Annotated in this window: 7 protein-coding genes; 6 read left to right on the plus strand and 1 reads right to left on the minus strand. The window is 75.1% G+C overall.

The features are described from left to right. Window positions 1-46: 46 nt before the first annotated feature. Window positions 47-1708: a (2,3-dihydroxybenzoyl)adenylate synthase gene (locus tag ACTT8P_RS14095; protein WP_442831964.1), complete on the minus strand. Its 1662-nt coding sequence runs from the start codon at window positions 1706-1708 to the stop codon at window positions 47-49. 193 nt (window positions 1709-1901) lie between these two features. Between ACTT8P_RS14095 and ACTT8P_RS14100 the strand changes: the two genes are divergently transcribed. Genes ACTT8P_RS14100 through ACTT8P_RS14125 form a run of 6 tightly spaced genes read left to right on the plus strand, consistent with a single transcriptional unit; the run spans window position 1902 to window position 19194 of the window. Beyond that, window positions 1902-8567, plus strand: coding sequence for an amino acid adenylation domain-containing protein (locus ACTT8P_RS14100; RefSeq protein ID WP_442831990.1), 6666 nt, complete (start codon window positions 1902-1904; stop codon window positions 8565-8567). Continuing rightward, entirely contained in the window at window positions 8564-14068 is a 5505-nt protein-coding gene (locus tag ACTT8P_RS14105; RefSeq protein ID WP_442831965.1) for an amino acid adenylation domain-containing protein, read from the plus strand. The genes ACTT8P_RS14100 and ACTT8P_RS14105 overlap by 4 nt, the downstream gene beginning before the upstream one ends. After that, window positions 14065-15216 carry a saccharopine dehydrogenase NADP-binding domain-containing protein gene (locus ACTT8P_RS14110; RefSeq protein WP_442831966.1) on the plus strand — a complete coding sequence of 384 codons (1152 nt, stop codon included), beginning with the start codon at window positions 14065-14067 and terminating at the stop codon, window positions 15214-15216. Before ACTT8P_RS14105 ends, ACTT8P_RS14110 begins: the two co-directional genes overlap by 4 nt. Beyond that, entirely contained in the window at window positions 15213-17174 is a 1962-nt protein-coding gene (locus ACTT8P_RS14115) for a Gfo/Idh/MocA family oxidoreductase (protein ID WP_442831967.1), read from the plus strand. The genes ACTT8P_RS14110 and ACTT8P_RS14115 overlap by 4 nt, the downstream gene beginning before the upstream one ends. Continuing rightward, complete coding sequence (locus ACTT8P_RS14120) at window positions 17171-18376, plus strand: cytochrome P450 (RefSeq protein ID WP_442831968.1); 1206 nt, start codon at window positions 17171-17173, stop codon at window positions 18374-18376. Before ACTT8P_RS14115 ends, ACTT8P_RS14120 begins: the two co-directional genes overlap by 4 nt. Then, the gene (locus ACTT8P_RS14125; protein ID WP_442831969.1) at window positions 18373-19194 is read left to right on the plus strand and encodes a thioesterase II family protein; all 822 of its coding nucleotides are present in this window, start codon (window positions 18373-18375) and stop codon (window positions 19192-19194) included. Before ACTT8P_RS14120 ends, ACTT8P_RS14125 begins: the two co-directional genes overlap by 4 nt. The last annotated feature ends 23 nt before the right edge of the window (window positions 19195-19217 follow it).

Raw genomic sequence — 19217 nt, forward strand, 5'->3', positions numbered from 1 at the left:
GCCGGGGGGAGCGCGTCGCCCACGAGGCACTCCCCCCGGCCACGCCTCACACCTGGACCAGCATCCGGGACAGCGCCGCCTTGTCGACCTTCCCGACCGCGGTGAGCGGCAGGGCGGCGACCCGGACGATCTCGTCCGGGGCCTTGTAACCGGCGAGCCCGCGCTCCTTCAGGTGGGCGGCGACCTCCCGGGTGCCGGGAGCGGCGCCGGGGCAGACGACGAAGGCCACGGACCGCTCGCCCCACCGCTCGTCCGGCACGCCGACCAGAGCCGCCGCGGTGACCGCCGGATGGGTCAGCAACTGCTCCTCCACCTCGACCGCGGGAATCTTCTCGCCGCCCCGGTTGATCTGGTCCTTGATCCGCCCCACCACCACGAGGTGCCCGGTCGGCAGCCGCCGGACCACGTCACCGGTCCGGTAGTAGCCGTCCGGGGTGAAGGCCGTGCGGTTGTGCTCCTCGGCGCGGTAGTAGCCGCGCAGCGTGTACGGGCCCCGGGTGAGCAGTTCGCCCGGCGCGCCGTCCGGGACCGGCCTGCCGTCCGCGTCCACCACGAGCACCTCGTCGTCCGGCGAGACGGGCCGGCCCTGGGTGGCGCGGACGAGGTCCTCGGGGTCGTCGAGGCGGGTGAGGTTGATCAGCCCTTCGGCCATGCCGAAGACCTGCTGCACGGTCACCCCGAGCGCGGGCCCGAGCTTTCGGGCCTGCTCCTCCGGCAGCCGCGCCCCGCCGACCTGCACCACCGCGAGGCTGCCGAGGTCCCAGGAACCGGAGGCCGCTTCGTCCATCCAGTGCGCGACGAGCGGCGGAGTCAGCGAGGTCAGGGTCACCCGCTCCCGTTCGACGAGCGCGAACGCCGTCTGCGGGCTGGGATCCGGCGCGATCACGACGGTGCCGCCGGCCAGCAGGGTGCCGAGCACACCGGGGCAGGCGAAGGCGAAGTTGAAGCCGATCGGCAGGACCGCCAGGTAGACGGTCCGCGCGTCGAGCGCGCAGACGTCGGCGCAGGCGCGGGCGTTGTAGGCGTAGTCGTCGTGCGTGCGCGGGATGAGCTTGGGCAGCCCGGTGGTGCCGCCGGACAGCAGCAGGAGGGCGAGATCGGCGGAGTCCGCCCCGCCGGCGTCCAAGCCGGGGCCGGCCGCGGACGCCGGCCCGGATGCCGGCTCGGACGGGGCGCCCGCGCGCAGTGCCTCGAACGGTACGAAGCCGTCGTACGGGCCGGGGTCGCCGACCACGACGACATGCCGCAGCGAGCTGTCCGGCCCTTGCTCGGCCCGTACGTCGTTCAGCAGTTCCCGGTGATCGAACCTGGCGTGCCGGTCGGGCACCACACAGGCCACGGCACCCGCCAGCCGCACCAGATGGCCGATCTCCCGGCGCCGGTGGCCGGGCATGGCGTGCACCGGAACCGCCCCGAGCCGTTGCAGGGCGAACCAGACGAGCAGGAACTCGGCGCGGTTGGGGAGTTGGAGCACCACGCGGTCGCCCCGCCCGATTCCCAGTCCGCGCAGCCCGGCGGCGACCCGGTCGGCCTCCGCGTCCAGGTCCGCGTAGGTCCACCGCCGGTCGCCGTCGACCACGGCGACGCGCTCCCCATGGCCGGTGGCCGCTTGCCGCAGGCGGGCGCCGAAGGTCGTCCCCTGCCAGTGTCCGGCGGCTCGGTAGCGCGCCGACTCGGCCTCGGACCAGGTCGGTTGAGTCTCGGTCATGGGGCTCTGCCTCTCATTGCCGGGCCGTGGGTTCTGGCGCCGGACCTCGTCGTGTGACTACGATGTGAAGTGTAAAAATGATAATCGTTTTTATCTAGACGTAGAGTTCGAGTCCTCCGACCGGAAGGCCCCAGCAGTGAGTGATGAAGCAGTCGTCGAGGAGGTGCGTGCGGCGGTCGCCCGCGCGCTGGACATGGCGCCGCAGGAGTTGGACGACGACCGCGACCTCTTCGAACTCGGTCTCGACTCACTGGTGCTGATGTCCCTGGTCGGTGCCTGGCGGCGCGCGGGCAGCGCGGTCACCTTCCAGGACCTCACCCGCGAGCCGACCCTGGCCGCGTGGACGACGCTGCTGGGGCGCGTCCGCCGCGCCGGCGTCCGCGCCGAACCCGTCGTGGCGGCGCCCGACGCGCAGGCGGAGTCCTTCCCGCTGGCGACGATGCAGCACGCCTACTGGATCGGACGCCAGGACGGCCAGCCGCTCGGCGGTGTCGCCGCGCACTTCTACGTGGAACTCGACGGCCACGACGTCGATCCGGCCCGGCTCGACGCGGCGCTCGGGGAGCTGGTGCGGCGGCACGGCATGCTGCGGGCCGTCTTCGACGAGGACGGCCACCAGCGCTTCGCCGCCTCGGGCGCGCCGCTGACCGTCCACGACCTGCGAGCCCGCACACCCGACGAAGCCGAGTCCGCACTCGAGTCGCTGCGCGAGCGCAACACCCACAGCCGTCCGGACCTCGCCGCCGGTGATGTCTTCCGCGCCGCCCTGTGCCTGCTCCCGGACGGCCGGACCCGACTCCAGCTCGACCTGGACATGATGGCCGGCGACGCGCTGAGCCTGCGCGTCCTCCTGTCCGACCTGCGCCGCTTCTACGAGTGTCCCGACGACCCGCCGCGCGAACTCGCCCTGGACTACCGCCGGTACCTCGCCGAGCACGAGGCCCGGCGCAAGGCCGAACGCGAGCAGCACGCCGCCTGGTGGCGCGAGCGGCTGCCCGAACTGCCCCGCGCCCCGCGGCTGCCGACGACCGTCGACCCGCTCACCCCGGTCGGCGCGCACGACACGGCGCTCACCCACTCCCGCCGGCTCCACCACTGGCTCGGCCCCGACGACAAGGCGGCGCTGATCGACGCGGCCCGCCGGCACGGCCTCACCCCCGCGGCCGCCCTGGCCACCGCCTTCGCCGAGGTCGTCGCCGCCTGGAGCGACAGCCGGCGGTTCCTGCTCAACCTGCCGCTGTTCGACCGAGAGATGTTCCGCCCCGAAGTCGCCGAGCTGGTGGGCGACTTCAGCAGCTCGGTCCTGCTCGACGCGGACCTGAGCCAGGCCCTGCCGTTCTTCCGGCAGGCCCGCCGCCTCCAGGAACGCCTCCAGGAAGGGATCTCGCACGGGGCGTACGGCGGCGTGGAGGTGCTGCGCGACCTGGCCCGGATCGAGGGCACCCCGGTGCTGGCCCCCGTCGTCTACACCAGCGCCATCGGGCTCGGGGAGATCTTCGAGCAGGACGTCCAGAAGTCCTTCGGCCGCCCGTCCTGGATCATCTCGCAGGGCCCGCAGGTCTACCTGGACGCCCAGGTCACCGAGCTGGACGGCGGCCTCCTGCTCAACTGGGACGTACGCGACGGCGTGTTCGAGGCCGGGGTGCCCGAGGCGGCGTTCGACGCCTACCGCCGCCTCCTCACCCGCCTGCTGACCGATCCCGGCGCGTGGGCCCGGCCGGTGGACGGCCTGCTCGCGCCCGACGTCCTGCCCCGGCGCGCGGTCGCGGCCCTGCCGCCCGCCCCCGTCCCGGACCGCGCCCTGCACACCCGCTTCTTCGAGCTGGCCGAGACCGAACCGGACCGCACCGCGGTCATCCGCACCACCGACGACCGGCACACCACCGCCGGCAACCGGGCGCTCTCCGCCGCCAACTCGGTCACCGCCCCCAGCCGTACGGTCGCCGCCGCCGACCCGCTCACCGCCCCCGGCGGCACGGCCCCCACCCCCGGCCGCCTCACCTACGGCGAACTCGCCCACGCGGCCCGGCAGGTCGCCGCCCTGCTGCGCGACCACGGCGTGCGGGAGGGCGACACCGTCACGGTGACCCTGCCCAAGGGCGCCGACCAGATCACCGCGGTCCTCGGCATCCTGGCGGCGGGCGCCGCCTACGCCCCCGTCGGCGTGGAACAGCCCGCCGTACGCAGACACCGCATCCACTCCGTGGCCGGCGCGTCCGCCGTACTCACCGACCGGGCTCACGCCCATCTCTGCGCCGACACCACCGCCGCACCGGTCCTGCTCATGGAGGACGCGCCGGCGGCCCGGCCCGCACCGGTCGTCCGGCCGGACCCGGCCCGGCCCGCCTACGTGCTGTTCACGTCCGGCTCCACGGGCCTGCCCAAGGGCGTCGAGGTCCCGCACCGGGCGGTCGTCAACACCGTCGAGGCGATGGCGGAGCAGCTCGGCCTGGGACCCGAGGACCGCACCCTCGCCCTCTCCGCCCTGGACTTCGACCTCGCCACCTGGGACATCTTCACCCCGCTGTCGCTGGGCGGCCAGGTGGTCACCGTCGGACAGGAGCACCGCCGCGACGCCGACCACTGGGCCCGGCTGGTGCGCGCGCACGGGGTGACGCTGGTGCAGTGCGTGCCCGCCCTGCTGGACCTGCTGATGGCGGCCGGCGAGGCGGAGGGCCTCGGGGACTCGCCGCGCATGGTCCTGCTCGGCGGGGACTGGGTCGGGCTCGACCAGCCCGCCAGGCTCCGGGCCCTCGTGCCGGGCTGCCGTTTCGTGGCGCTCGGCGGCATGACGGAGGCGGCGGTCCACTCGACGGTCTTCGAAGTGGCCGAGACCGACCCGGCCTGGAAGTCCGTCCCGTACGGAGTGCCGCTGCGCAACATGCGGGCCCGGGTCGTGGACGGACGGGGCCGCGACTGCCCCGATCTCGTCCCCGGCGAACTGTGGATCGGCGGCCCCGGCGTCGCGAACGGCTACCGGGCGGACCCCGGGCGTACGGCGGAGCGCTTCGTCGAGTACGACGGCGCACGCTGGTACCGCAGCGGTGACCTGGCCCGTTACCGGCCGGACGGCGTGCTGGAGTTCCTCGGCCGCGCCGACCACCAGGTGAAGATCGGCGGCCACCGCGTCGAACTGGGCGAGGTGGAGTCCGCCCTGGAGGACGACCCCGCCGTCCGGCACGCGGTCGCCACCGTCCTGGACACGCCGGTACGGCACCTCGCCGCAGCCGTGTCCGCACCCGGCGGGGCGGGGCAGGCACCCGATCCGGACGCCGTCCGCACCCGGGCGGCCGAGCGGCTGCCCGCCTACATGGTCCCCGAGCGCGTCCTGCTCCTCGACGGCCTGCCGCTGACCGCCAACGGCAAGCTCGACCGGGCGGCGGTGCACCGGGCGCTGACCGAAGCCGCCGGCCAGGTGCCGGCGGGCAGGTCCGCGCCGGCCGGCCCGGTGGAGACCGCCGTCGCGGCCGAGTGGGCCGAGCTGCTCGGGGTGGCCGAGGTGGGCCGCGAGAGCAGCTTCTTCCTGCTCGGCGGCGACTCCCTCGTCGCGACGCGGATGATCGGCCGGCTGCGCGCCGCCGGGTTCCCCGGCGCCCGGGTGGCCGACCTGTTCGCCCGCCCCGTCCTCCAGCACTTCTGCGCGACGCTGCACCCCGCCCCGGTGACCGGCGAGCAGTCCCCGCCGCTCCTCGTGCCCGACCCGGACCACGCCCACGAACCGTTCCCGCTCACCGACGTCCAGGCCGCCTACCACACCGGCCGCGACCCGCGTTTCACCCTCGGCGGCGTCGGCACCTGGCACTACACCGAGTTCGACGGACCGGACGTCGACCTGGACCGGCTGGAGCGCGCCTGGAACACCCTGGTCCGCCGGCACGGCATGCTCCGCGCCGTCGTCGCGGACGGCCACCAGCGGGTGCTGCCCGACGTACCGCGGGTGCGCGTACCGGTGGCGGACGCCCGCGCCGCCGACCCCGCCGACGCCCTCGCCGGTCTGCGCGCCCGCCTGTCCCAGCAGGTCCGCGACCCCGCCCGGTGGCCGCTCTTCGCCATTGAGGCGGTGCGCTACCACGACGCCGGTGCCCCGCGCACCCGGATCGGCATCGGCCTGGACTACCTGGTCCTCGACGCCCTCTCCATCACCACCCTCTACGCCGAACTGAACACGCTCTACGCCGACCCGGAGCGCGAACTCCCGCCCCTCGACGTGACGTTCCGCGACTACCTGACCCGCCTCCCGGCGGACCCGGAGTCGGTCGCCCGGTCCCGCGACCACTGGCGGACCCGGCTGGCCGAACTGCCACCCCCACCGGCCCTGCCCTTCGCCCGGGACCCGGCCACCCTCGACACCCCCGTCTTCACCCGGCGCCGCTTCAGCCTGCCCGCCGAGGACTGGGGGGCGGTCAAGCGGCGCGCGGCCCGGCACGGTCTGACGCCCTCCACCGTCCTGCTCGCCCTGTACGCGGAAGTATTGGAGGCGTGGAGCGGGACCGACGCGCTGACCGTCACCCTCACCCTCTTCAACCGCCGTGACGTCCACCCCCACCTGCACCGGGTGCTCGGCGACTTCACCTCCCTGTCCCTCGCCGGCCACCGGCGCGACGGCGCGTCCTGGTTCGCGGCGGCCGGCGCGCTGCAACGCCGTCAGGCCGAGGACCTGGACCACGCCGACGTGCCGATCGACTGGCTGCTGCGGGAGTTCGGCCGGCGCACCGGCACCGTGGACGCCGCCGCACCCGTGGTGTTCACCAGCGCCGTCGGCGTGGGCGACGCCACGCTGGCCGGACCGGGCACGGGCTTTCCCGCGAAGGTGTGGGGCATCTCCCAGTCCCCGCAGGTCTGCCTGGACAACCAGGTCACCGAGGAGTCCGGGGACCTGATCGTCACCTGGGACGCGGTGGAGGACCTGTTCGCCGACGGGGTGCTGGACGCCATGTTCGACGCCCACACCCGGCTGCTGCGCCACCTGGTGACCGGCGACTGGCAGGCACCGCTGCCCGATCCGCTGCCCGCCGCCCAGCGCGAACGACGGGCCGCCGCCGCCCGGGAGTCCGCCCTGGAGCCGGTCGCGCCGCGCCCGCTGCACGAGACGTTCTTCGCCCGCGCGGCCGACCGCCCGGGCCGCACCGCCCTGCTCACGACGGCGGGGCAGGAGGTCACCCACGGCGCCCTCGCCGCACAGGCGCTGCGCGTCGCCGCCGCTCTCGTCGACGCGGGCGTACGGCCGGGCGACCTGGTCGCCGTCACCCTGCCCAAGGGCCCGGACCAGATCGCCGCGGTCCTCGGCGTCCTCGCGGCCGGCGCCGGGTACGTCCCCCTCGGCCTCGAACAGCCCGCCGCCCGGCTGGCGCGGGTCCATGCCACGGCCGGTTTCGGCATCGTCGTAGGAGACTGGCCCGGCCCGGACGGCACCGGACCCCGGACCCTTGCCTTCTCCGGCACGCAACGGCATGAGCCGTTGCCGGCGCCGCGCCCGACGGCCCCCGAAGCGCTCGCCTACGTGATCTTCACGTCGGGTTCCACGGGCGCGCCCAAGGGCGTCGAGATCTCGCACGCCGCCGCCTGGAACACCGTCCGCGACATCAACGCCCGGCACGGCATCGGCGCGGACGACCGGGTCTTCGCGCTGTCCGCACTGGACTTCGACCTGTCCGTGTACGACGTCTTCGGCCTGCTCTCGGCGGGCGGCTCGCTCCTGCTGCCGGCCGAGGACCAGCGCCGGGAGCCGGCCCGCTGGCCGGAGCTGCTGGACCGGTACGGCGTGACGGTCTGGAACACCGTCCCCGCCCTCCTCGACCTGCTGCTCGACGCCGACGAACAGCGCGGACCGGACGGCGGCGGCATCCGGGGACTGCGCACCGCGCTGGTCTCCGGCGACTGGATCGGCCTCGACCTGCCCGCCCGGCTGCGCGCCCGGACCACCCGGCCCTGCGCGTTCGTGGCGATGGGCGGGGCGACCGAGGCCGCGATCTGGTCCAACACCCTGACCGTGACCGAGGTGGACCCCCGGTGGGTGTCCATCCCCTACGGGCGTCCCCTGACCGGGCAGCACTACCGGGTGGTCGGCCCGGACGGGCGGGACTGCCCCGACTGGACGCCGGGCGAGCTGTGGATCGGCGGCGCGGGACTGGCCCGCGGCTATCTGGCCGACCCGGCCCGCAGCGCCGAGAAGTTCGTCGTACGGGACGGACGGCGCTGGTACCGGACGGGCGACCTGGGCCGGTACCGGGGCGACGGACTGCTGGAGTTCCTGGGCCGGCTCGACAGCCAGCTCAAGATCGCCGGGCACCGCGTCGAGGCCGGGGAGATCGAGACCGCGCTGGAGACCCACCCCGCGGTCGCGCGGGCCGCGGCGCTGGCCGTGGGGGAGCGCACCGCGAAACGGCTGGTCGCCTTCGTCGTACCGCACGACACCCCGGCCGCCCCCGACCTCGCCGAGGAACTGCTCGGCCATCTCGCCCAGCGGGTGCCCGGCTACGCGGTTCCGTCCCGCGTCCTGCCACTGCCCGCCCTGCCGCTCACCGCCAACGGCAAGGTCGACCGGGGCGCGCTGGCCGGCCTGACCGGCCCCGAACCGGAGGCCACCGGCGAGCCGCCCCGGGGCGAGACCGAGACCGCCCTCGCCGCACTGTGGCGGGAATACCTGCCGGAGCCGGTGCCGGACCGCGACGCCAACTTCTTCACCCTCGGCGGCGACAGCCTCTCCGCGCTGCGCCTGCTCACGGCGGTCGAACACCGGCTGGGAGCCGCCGTGCCCGTCCGCCGCTTCTTCGCCGCGCCGACCGTCGCCGCGCTCGCCGCGGACATCAACCGAACGCTCGCGGCCCACGCGACCGCCTACGAGACCGGAGAGCTGTGAACATCGCTGAACTGCTGGCCCGCTACGCCGACGACGGCGTCATCCTGTGGGCCCAGGACGGACAACTGCGGTTCCGCGCCCCGCAGGGCCGCCTCACCGACACCCACCGCGCCGAACTGCGTACCCACAAGGAAGCCATCCTGCGCCACCTGGCGGCCGGCGAGCCCGCGCTGAGCGGCGACCTGGGCAACCGCCACGAGCCGTTCCCGCTGACCGACATCCAGGCCGCCTACCTCATCGGCCGCACCGACGCCTACGCCTACGGGGGCGTCGGCTGCCACGCCTACGTCGAACTGGAGTACCCCGATCTGGACGTGGACCGCGTCACCACCGTGTGGCGGGAGCTGGTCCAGCGGCACGACATGCTCCGCGCCGTCATCCACCACGACGGCTACCAGCGGGTGCTGCCCGAGGTACCCGGCCTGGTCGTCGGGTCCGACGACCTGACCGTGCTGCCGCCCGCCGCCGCCGACGCGGAGCTGGCCCGCACCCGCGCCCGGCTGTCCGGCCGTGAGACCCCCACCGACCGGTGGCCGCTCTTCGACGTCCACGTGAGCCGCACCACCGGCCGGGCCGTGCTCCACCTGGCCTTCGACATGCTCGTCGTCGACCACGCGAGCCTGCGCCTGCTGCTCGCCGAGTTCCAGCACCGCTACGGCGGCGCGGCCCTCGCCGAGGCGCCGCGGATCACCTTCCGCGACTACGTCCTGGCCCGCCGCGCCCTGGCCGAATCCGACGGCCACGCCCGGGACCGCGCCTACTGGACCGAACGGCTCGGCACCCTGCCGCCCGCCCCCGAACTCCCCCTCGCCGAACCCTGGGAGGCCGGCGGTCCGCCCGCTTCCGGTGCCGCGGTGCCGTTCCGCCGGCTGGAGATCCTGCTGCCCGCGGCCGACCGGGAGCGGCTCACCGAGCGGGCCGCGCGGCACGGGCTGACCGTGTCGACGGTCCTGCTCGCCGCCTACGCCGAGACGGTCGGCCACTGGTCGCGGACCGGCCGGTTCACCCTCAACGTGCCCACGGTCGACCGGCCCGCCCTGCACGCGGACATCGGCCGCCTCGTCGGCGACTTCACCGCCCTGGAACTGCTCGCCGTCGACCTCGACACCCCGGCCACCTTCACGGAACGCACCAGGACCCTCGCGCAGCAGCTCCTCGAAGACCTCGCGCACCCGCTGTTCACCGGCTCCGAGGTGCTCGCCGAGCTGTCCCGCCGGGCCGGCGCCCCGGTCCTGATGCCGGTCGTCTTCACCAGCGCCCTGGGCACCGGCGCCACCGCCGAGGGCGTACCCCCCGAGGTGACCCGGGCCGCCACCCGGACCCCGCAGGTGTGGCTCGACTGCCAGGTCATGCACCGCGGCGACGCGCTCAGCCTGTCCTGGGACATCCGGGAGGGGGCCCTCAGCCACGGCGTGGCCGAGGCCATGTTCGACGCCTGGACGGCACTCGTGCGCCTGCTGGCGGCCGAGGGAGCGGCCGCCGCGGCCGCCTGGGACGCACCGGTGCGCATCGCGCTGCCCGCGGACCAGCGGGCCCGCCGGGACGCGGCCAACGCGACCGGGGGACCGCTGCCCGACGCCCTCCTGCACGAACCCGTGCTCGCCCAGGCCCGGGCCACCCCGGACGCGATCGCGGTCCAGACCCCCGACACCGCGCTCACCTACCGCCAGCTCGTCGCCCGGGCCACCGGCGTGGCGGACGTGCTGACCGCGGCCGGGCTGCGGCCCGGGGAGCCGGTGGCGATCTGGGCGGACAAGGGCTGGGAACAGGCCGTCGCAGTCCTCGGCACACTCCTGGCGGGCGGCGCGTACCTGCCCGTGGACACCGCGCAGCCGCCGGCCCGCCGGGACACCATCCTCGCGGACGCGGCCGTACGCACGGTCCTCACCCAGTCCTGGCTCGCCGAGACCGACGACCTCCCGGCCACCGTGTCGCCGGTCGCCGTCGACCTCGTACCCGAGGCCGCCGCCTCCGCTACGCCCGTGCCCCGGCGTGACCCCGACGACCTCGCCTACGTCATCTACACCTCGGGCTCCACCGGCACCCCCAAGGGCGTGATGGTCAGCCACCGGGCCGCCCTCAACACCGTCCAGGACATCAACCGCCGCTACGCCGTCACCGGCCGCGACCGCGTCCTCGGCATCGCCGGGCTGGGCTTCGACCTGTCCGTCTACGACCTGTTCGGGACCCTCGCCGCGGGCGCCGCCCTCGTCCTCCCGCAGGCCGACCGGCGCGGCGACCCCTCCCACTGGGCCGAACTCGTCCGCGACTTCGGCGTCACGGTGTGGAACTCGGTCCCCGGCCAGCTGCACATGCTGTGCGACTGGCTGCGCTCCGAACCCCCCGCCGCCGACCAGCCGTTGCGGCTCGCGCTGATATCCGGCGACTGGATCCCGGTCGCCCTGCCCGACCAGGCCCGCGCACTGCTGCCCGGACTGGAGATCATCTCCCTCGGCGGTGCCACCGAGGGAGCCATCTGGTCCATCGCCCACCCGATCGGCGAGGTGGACACCGCCCGCCCGAGCATCCCCTACGGCACCCCGCTGACCAACCAGACGTTCGCCGTGCTCGACCGGCACCTGCGGCCGCGCCCCGAGTGGGTGCCCGGCGAGCTGTACATCGGCGGTGCCGGTGTCGCCCTCGGCTACCTCGGCGACCAGGCCCGCACGGCGGAGCGGTTCCTCATCGGGCCCGACGACGGACAGCGGCTCTACCGCACCGGTGACCTGGGGCGGTATCTCCCGGACGGGACGATCGAGTTCCTGGGCCGGCAGGACGCCCAGGTCAAGATCCGCGGCTACCGGGTCGAACTCGCCGAGGTGGAGGCCGCCGTGCAGGCCCACCCGGCGGTGGCGGCGGGCGCGGTCGTCGTCGACGACTCGGCGGCGGGCGGACGCCGGCTGGCCGCGTTCGTGGAGACGGCCCGCAAGGACGGCGCCGAACCGCTCCCGCCCGGAGCCGACCGGGCGCGCACGGCCGCCGCCGACGCCGTGGCGGAAGCCTCCGCCGCTGTCGACGCCGCACGGCTGGGGGAGTTCCTGGCCGCGCTGGACGAGGTGGCGCTCGCCGAGATGACCCGGGTCCTGGCGGACCGCGGCGGGTTCGAGGACGGTGCCGCCCGCACGGCCCAGGAGGTGGGCACGGCGCTCGGTGCCACACCCCGGCACCGGCACATCGTGCGACGCTGGCTGCGCGCGCTCGCGGCCCGGGACCGGCTCACCCACCGCGACGCCGACGACACCTACACCGGCCTGGTCCCCGTCACCGCGGCCGACGTGGAGGAGCGCTGGCGGCGGGCCGCCGGCCTGGAGCACGAGGTCGGGTGGAGCACCGAGCTGCTGACCGTGATGCGCACCTGCGCCGAGCGGCTGCCCGAACTGGTCGCCGGCCGGGTCGGCATCCGGGACCTGCTCTTCCCCGGCGCGGCGACCGAGGCCGCGGACGCCGCCTACCGGGACAACCTCGCCATCCGGCACCTCAACCGCGCGGTGGTCGCCGCGCTGCGCGAGATCGCCGCGGCGCACACCGGTGAGGAGCGGCTGCGGGTGCTGGAGGTGGGCGGCGGAGTCGGCGGCACCACCGGCGAACTGGTGCCCGTGCTCGCCGAGTACGGCGTCGACTACCTGTTCACCGACCCGTCGGCGTTCTTCCTGAACGAGGCCCGCGAGCGCTTCGCCGACCACACCTGGGTCCGCTACCAGCGCTTCGACGTCGACGAGGACCCGCGCGCCCAGCACCTGCTGCCCAACACCTTCGATGTCGTGGTCTGCGCCAACACCCTGCACGCCGCCACCGACGCCGACGCGGCGGTGGCCCGGCTGCGGGAGCTGCTGGTGCCGGGCGGACAGCTGGTGTTCGTGGAGAACACCCGCGACGAGAACCTCCCGCTGCTGGTCTCCATGGAGTTCCTGGAGGTGGCCGGCCCGGCCTGGACCGACGTGCGCGAACACACCGGCCAGTCCTTCCTCACCCACCCCCAGTGGCGCCAACTCCTCGAACGGCACGGCGCCGCCCACGTCACCTCGCTGCCGCGGGCCGAGGACACCCTGGCGCGCACCGGACAGGAGGTGTTCCTCGCCACGATGAAGGCCGACCGACACCACATACCGGTGGGGGAGCTGGCCCGCACGGCCGCCACCCGGCTCCCGGAGTACATGCTGCCCTCGGTGTGGCAGGTGGTCGACACCCTGCCGCGCACCGCCAACGGCAAGACCGACCGGACGCGGCTGCGGACCTGGCTGCCGAGGGAGAGCACACCGGCCGTGGTGGCCGAGCGGCCCAGGGACGACCTGGAACACAGCCTGGCCGACCTGTGGACGGAACTCCTCGCGGTCGAACAGGTCAGCCGCGACGACGACTTCTTCGACCTCGGCGGCGACTCGCTGCTGGTCGCCCGGATGGTGGGCCGGCTGCGCGAACGCGTACCGCAGGCCGCCGATCTGGAGTGGGAGGTGGTCCTGCGGCACATGCTGCGCCGCCCCACCGTGGCCGGCCTCGCCGGGTTCCTGCGCGGCCTGACCGGCGCCGGGGACGCGCCCGCGGCGAACGCCGTGCGCACCGACCCGGTGATCCACCTGCACGGCGCCCGCTCGGCCGACGAGCCCACCACCGTCCTGGTGCACGCCGGCACCGCGACGATCATGCCGTACCGGGCGCTGATCACCGAGATCCGGCGCCGCTCGCCCGGCCTCGCCGAGGTCGTCGGCGTGGAGGTCCCGGACCTCGACGGCTTCCTCGGCGCCGAGCCGGAGGGCCTCATCGAGCAACTGGCGGCCGACTACGCGCGGGCCCTGACGGCGGACGGCCGCCGCCGCTTCCACGTCGTCGGCTACTGCCTGGGCGGCCTGATCGCCACCGAAGTGGCCCGCAACCTGGCCGAGTCCGGCGCGGAGGTGGAGAGCCTCACCGTCATCAGCAGCCACAGCCCCCGCTTCCGGCTGGACGACGAACTGCTCGCCGAGTACTCCTTCGCCGTCATGATGGGCATCGACCCCGCCGACCTCGGCTTCCCCGCCGACCAGTACCGGGTGGCCGCCGCGGCCGACGCCGTCCTCGCCGCCAGCCCCGGAGTCCTCCCGGACGGCGGACTGGCCGCACTGCCCGCGGAGTTCGAGGACGTCGCGGGCTGCTTCCGGCACCTGGCCGGCGTACCCCGCGCCACCCGCATCGCCCGGATGTGCGAGGCGGTGCCCGCCTCGGCCGGCACCTACGCACCCGACCACATGACCCGGCTCTTCCTCGCCTTCCGCCAGAGCGTCTTCGCCATCACCCGCTACGCCGCCGAGCCCTACGCCGGTGACATCACCTTCCTGCGGCACGACGGCGCCTACCCCTTCCCCGGCAGCAAGGACGCCGTGACCGCCTACTGGGAGGAACTCGCCCTGGGCGACCTGGACATCGTCGACATCGGCGGCGACCACTACAGCTGCCTGTCCGTCGAGCACGCGCCCGGCGTCCTCAAGACCCTCGGGGAACTCACCCAGGGGGCGATCACCCGATGACCAGACCCCTGATCGGCGTCCTCGGTGCCGCCGGCGCGGTCGGCCGGGCCGCCGTACGCGAACTGCGCGCCCTCGGCCACACCGGGCTGCGCCTGGGCGGCCGTACCCCCTCGGCGCTGCGCGCGGTCGCCGAGGAGGTCCCCGGCGGCCACGCCGAGACCGTCCGGGCCGACGCGACGGCACCGGACGGCCTGCGCGCCTTCACCGAGGGCTGCGCCGTCGTCCTCAACTGCGTCGGCCCCACCTACCTGCTGCGCGCCACAGTGGCCTCGGCGGCACTGGCCGCCGGCGCCGATTGCGTCGACGTGGCCGGCGACGACCCGGCCGCCGAGGACCTCTCGAAGGCAGGCGACCCGGCCCGGGACGGCCGTACCGTCGTCCTGTCGGCGGGCGCCCTGCCCGGCCTGTCCAGCCTGCTGCCCCGCTGGCTGGCCGGCCAGGGCCTGGACACCGTCTCCGCGCTGACCGCGCACTGCGGCGGCCTGGAGCCCTGCTCGCCGACGGTGGCCCGCGACCTCATGCTCTCCCTCAGCTCCGGCGGGGCGGACGGCGCGGCCTACGGCGAGGCCCTCGCCGCCGTCCGCGGCGGCCGGCGCGTGCCGCGCGCCCTGCGCACCGTTGAGGACACCGAACGCGACGGTTTCCCCGGCCGGGTGGCCGTGCAGCCCTACCTCAGCGGTGAGAGCGAACGCCTCGCCGGCGTCCTCGGCCTGGACCGCCTCGACTGGTACAACGTCCACCCCGGACCCCGGGTCCGCGCACTCCTGAACCTCCTCCCGGCGCGCCTCGCCGCCGGCGACGACCCGGCTCGGCTGGCGGACCGGCTCATCCTCGCCGCCGACCTCGACCTGGCCGGCCGCAAGCCCTACTACGTCATGGACTTCGCCCTGTCGGGCACCGCGTCCGGACAGCCGGCCACCGCCGGACTGACCCTGCGCGCGGCCAGCAGCTACCGGCTCACCGCGGCCGTCGGCGCGCTCGCGGCGGACGCCGTGCTCCGCGCCGAGATCCCGCCCGGCGTGCACTTCGCCTGCGACGTGCTGGACCCCGGCACGGTGGTACGGCACCTGCGCGCCGAGCGGGTCGCGGACCTTTGGCCCACCGGCACGGCGGCCGACGCGGAGCCGGTGGAAGAGGGGGCGCTGTGAGTACCTCCACGAGGACCGCGAGGCCGTTTCGCGTGCTGGTGTGCGGCACCAACTTCGGCCGCTTCTACGCCGAGGCGGCCCGCCGGCGCCCCGGGTTCGAGCTGGCCGGCCTCCTCAGCCGGGGCTCGGCCGCCTCCCGGGCCTGCGCCCACCGCCTCGGCGTGCCGCACTACACGGACGTCGACGATCTCCCGGCCGGCATCGACGCCGCGTGCGTGGCGGTGAGTTCCGCCATCTCCGGGGGGCAGGGCACCGAGCTGGCCCGGGCGCTCATGGACCGGGGCATCCACGTCCTTCAGGAACACCCCGTCCACCTCACCGAACTGACGGAGAACCTCAAGCACGCCCGCCGCCGCGGAGTGCGGTACCGCCTCAACACCCACTACCCGCACGTCGCCCCGGTCCGCGCCTTCACCGACGCGGCCCGCCGGCTCGTCGCCCGGCAGCGCCCGCTCTTCGTGGACGCCGCCACCCCGGTCCACCTGATGCACCCGCTGGTGGACATCCTCGGGCAGGCCCTGGGCACCCTGCGGCCCTGGCGCTTCGCGGACCCGGCGCCGCTGCCCGACGGCATCGGCCCGCAGCCGTTCCGCTCCCTGCACGGAGTGTTCGCCGGAGTGCCGCTCACCCTGCGCGTGCACCACCAGCTCGACCCGTCCGACCGGGACAACCACGCCCTGCACTGGCACCGGATCTCCCTGGGCACGGAGGGCGGGGTCCTCACCCTGGCCGACACCCACGGGCCCGTCCTGTGGAGTCCCCGCCTGCACATCGGGCGCGACGCCGACCGGCGGTTCGTCCTGGACGGGCCGGGCACCGGCCGCCTGGGGCTGGCCACCACGTCCGTCGTCGGGACCACCGGCACCTTCCGCACCGTCTTCTCCGACCTGTGGCCGCAAGCCGTCGGACGCGCCCTCGACGACCTGCGCGAGGCCGCCGAACGAGGCGACGACGCCCTGCGTGCGGGCCAGTACGAGCTGGCGGTGTGCCGGATCTGGACCGACCTCGCGGCCCGGCTCGGACCACCTCAGATCGTACGGCCGGCCACCCCCGAGCCGCTCGCGGTCAGCGACGTCTTCGCGGCCGACGTCTTCCCGGCTCCGGCACCGGCTCCGCCGGTGCCGGCCCAGGAGCCCTCCCCGGCCCGGGAGTCGGCCCCAGCCCCCGCCACCCCCCTTCCCGCCCCCGGCCACCCCACCGCCTACACCCCGTCGGCGGAGTTCTTCGACCTCGTCGCCGCCGAGCACACCGCCACCGCGAGCGCCCCGGCGATCGCCGCCCTCCTCACCGACGCGGACCTGAGCGGCGGGCCGGTGGTCGACATCGGGGCCGGCACCGGGCTGGTGACCGAGGCCGTGGCCCGGGCCCGGCCGGACCTGGAGATCCTCGCCTGCGAACCGGCGGTCGGCATGCGCGCCGTGCTCACCAGCCGCGTCTTCAGCGACCCGGACCTGCGCTCCCGGGTCACGGTCACCGCCGACGCCGCCCCCGGCCTGGACCTCCCCGACCGGATCGGCGCCGTCCTGCTCTGCGGCGTCCTCGGCCACCTCGACGCCGACGAGCGGGCCCTGCTGTGGCGCCGGCTGACCCGGCGGCTGGCCCCCGGCGGGCTGGTGGTCGTCGAACTCATGGGGTTCGAGGAGCCCCTCACCCTGCCCGAGACCCGGCTCGCCACCGCCACCGCCGGACACCACCGCTACGAATGGTGGTTCGCCGGAGCGCCCGACACCACCGACGAGGGTGCGATGCGCCTGCACTCCACCTGGCGCGTCCACCGGGACGACGCCACGCAGGCGGTACGCGAAGTCCACGACTCCTACCGCTGGGCCCCCTTCGGCCTGAAGGACGTGGTGGCCGAGTCCGGCATGACCGCGCACCCCCTGCCGACCCGCCCCGGCGCACCCCCGCTGGCCGTACTCACCTTCCCCGCCGAACCCACCACCGAGGACCTGCGATGAGCACCCCCGAACCCGCGCCCCGCGACTTCCCGATCCGCCGCGGCTGCCCCTTCGCCGCCCCCGCGGAGTACGCCACGCTGCGCACCGACGACCCGGTCGCCCGCGTCACCCTGCCGACCAAGAAGGAAGCCTGGGTGGTCACCCGCTACGACGACGTACGCGAACTGCTCGCCGACCCGCGGGTCAGCGCCGACATCCGCCGCCCGAACTTCCCCGCCCTCGGCGAGGGCGAACAGGAGGCCGGGGCCAGGTTCCGGCCCTTCATCCGCACCGACGCCCCCGAGCACACCCGCTACCGGCGGATGCTGCTGCCGGCGTTCACCGTCCGCCGGGTCCGCGCGATGCGGCCCGCCGTGCAGGCCCGGGTGGACGAGATCCTGGACGGCATGCTCGCCGCGGGCGGCCCCGTGGACCTCGTCGCCGCGTACGCCAACGCCGTCTCCACCTCGGTGATTTGCGAACTGCTCGGCATCCCCCGGGCGAACCTCGAATTCTTCCGGGACGTCACCCGCGTCTCCGGCTCCCGGCACAGCACCGCCGAAGAGGTCTCCGAAGCCCTGGGCGGTCTGTTCGGCCTGCTCGCCGAACTGGTCGCCGAACGCCGCGAGGAGCCCCGCGACGACCTGATCTCCCAGCTCGTCACCGACCACCTGGTCCCCGGCCACGTGACGACGCAGCAGTTGCTCTCCACCCTCGGCATCACCATCAACGCCGGCCGCGAGACCACCACCAGCATGATCGCCCTGAGTACCCTGCTGCTCCTGGACCGGCCGGAGCTGCTGGCGCAACTGCGCGCCGACCCCGCGCTGATGCCCGCCGCCGTCGACGAACTCCTGCGCGTGCTGTCCGTCGCCGACTCCATCCCGCTGCGGGTGGCCGCCGAGGACATCGAGCTGTCCGGCCGCACCGTCCCCGCCGACGACGGTGTCATCGCCCTCCTGGCCGGCGCCAACCACGACCCTGAACAGTTCGACCACCCCGAGCGGGTCGACTTCCACCGCACGGACAACCACCACGTGGCGTTCGGCCACGGCGTGCACCAGTGCGTCGGACAGCACCTGGCGCGGCTGGAGCTGGAGGTCGCCCTGGAAACGCTCATCCGCCGCGTTCCCACCCTTCGCCTGGCCGGCGACCGGGACCAGGTCGCCGTCAAGCACGACTCGGCCACCTTCGGCCTGGAAGAACTGACGGTGACCTGGTGACCGCCCCCTTCCCGTCCCGCGCCTCCGCCCGCGCCGGCAGCCCGTGGCTCCGGCGGTGGAACGACGGCGCCGCATCCCGGTTCACACTGATCTGCCTGCCGCACGCGGGCGGCAGCGCCACCTTCTACCGGCCCTGGGCGGCGCTGCTGCCCCGCGAGGTGGAACTCCTGGCCATCCAGTACCCCGGCCGCGAGGACCGCCTCGAAGACCCCGAGGTCACCGGCATGGGCGAGCTGGTGAACGCGGTGGCGGACGCCGTCCTGCCGCTGCTGGACCGGCCCTACGCCCTGTTCGGGCACAGCATGGGCTCCGCCGTCGGCTGGGAACTCGCCCACGAGCTGCACCACCGCGGCGCACCACTGCCGCGCCGGCTGTTCGCCTCGGGCCGGGCCGCCCCCGGCACCGCGGTGACCGGGCAGCTGCACCGCCAGGACGACGCCGTACTGGGCGCGGAACTGGCCCGGCTCGGCGGCACCAGCCGTGAGGTCCTCGACGATCCCGCACTGCGCGCCCTGATCCTGAAGGCCGTCCGCCACGACTACCGGATCATCGAGACGCACCGGCCCGCTGACCGGCCGCCGCTGACCTGCCCGGTCCATGTGCTGACCGGCAGCGCGGACCCGGAGCTCGGCGAGCGGCGCTGCCGGGAGCGGGCCGGCGGCTGGGCGGACCTGACCACCGCCCGCACCGAGGTGTGCGTCTTCCCCGGCGACCACTTCTACCTCACCCCGCGCCGCCGCGAGGTGGCCGCCACCGTCCTGCGCCGGATGGACCCCTCCCTGACCACCGGCGCCCGCACCTGGCCGAGCACCCCGTGAACCGCCCGCCCGGAAACCCTCAC

This window comes from Streptomyces sp. JW3, assembly GCF_052216785.1.
GTDB lineage: Bacteria > Actinomycetota > Actinomycetes > Streptomycetales > Streptomycetaceae > Streptomyces.

Bases quoted from the DNA above. Each gene is read 5' to 3' on its own strand.
- ACTT8P_RS14110 (WP_442831966.1), top strand. From the start codon at position 14,065: ATGACCAGACCCCTGATCGGCGTCCTCGGTGCCGCCGGCGCGGTCGGC.
- ACTT8P_RS14100 (WP_442831990.1), top strand. From the start codon at position 1,902: ATGGCGCCGCAGGAGTTGGACGACGACCGCGACCTCTTCGAACTCGGT.
- ACTT8P_RS14095 (WP_442831964.1), bottom strand. From the start codon at position 1,708: ATGACCGAGACTCAACCGACCTGGTCCGAGGCCGAGTCGGCGCGCTAC.
- ACTT8P_RS14120 (WP_442831968.1), top strand. From the start codon at position 17,171: ATGAGCACCCCCGAACCCGCGCCCCGCGACTTCCCGATCCGCCGCGGC.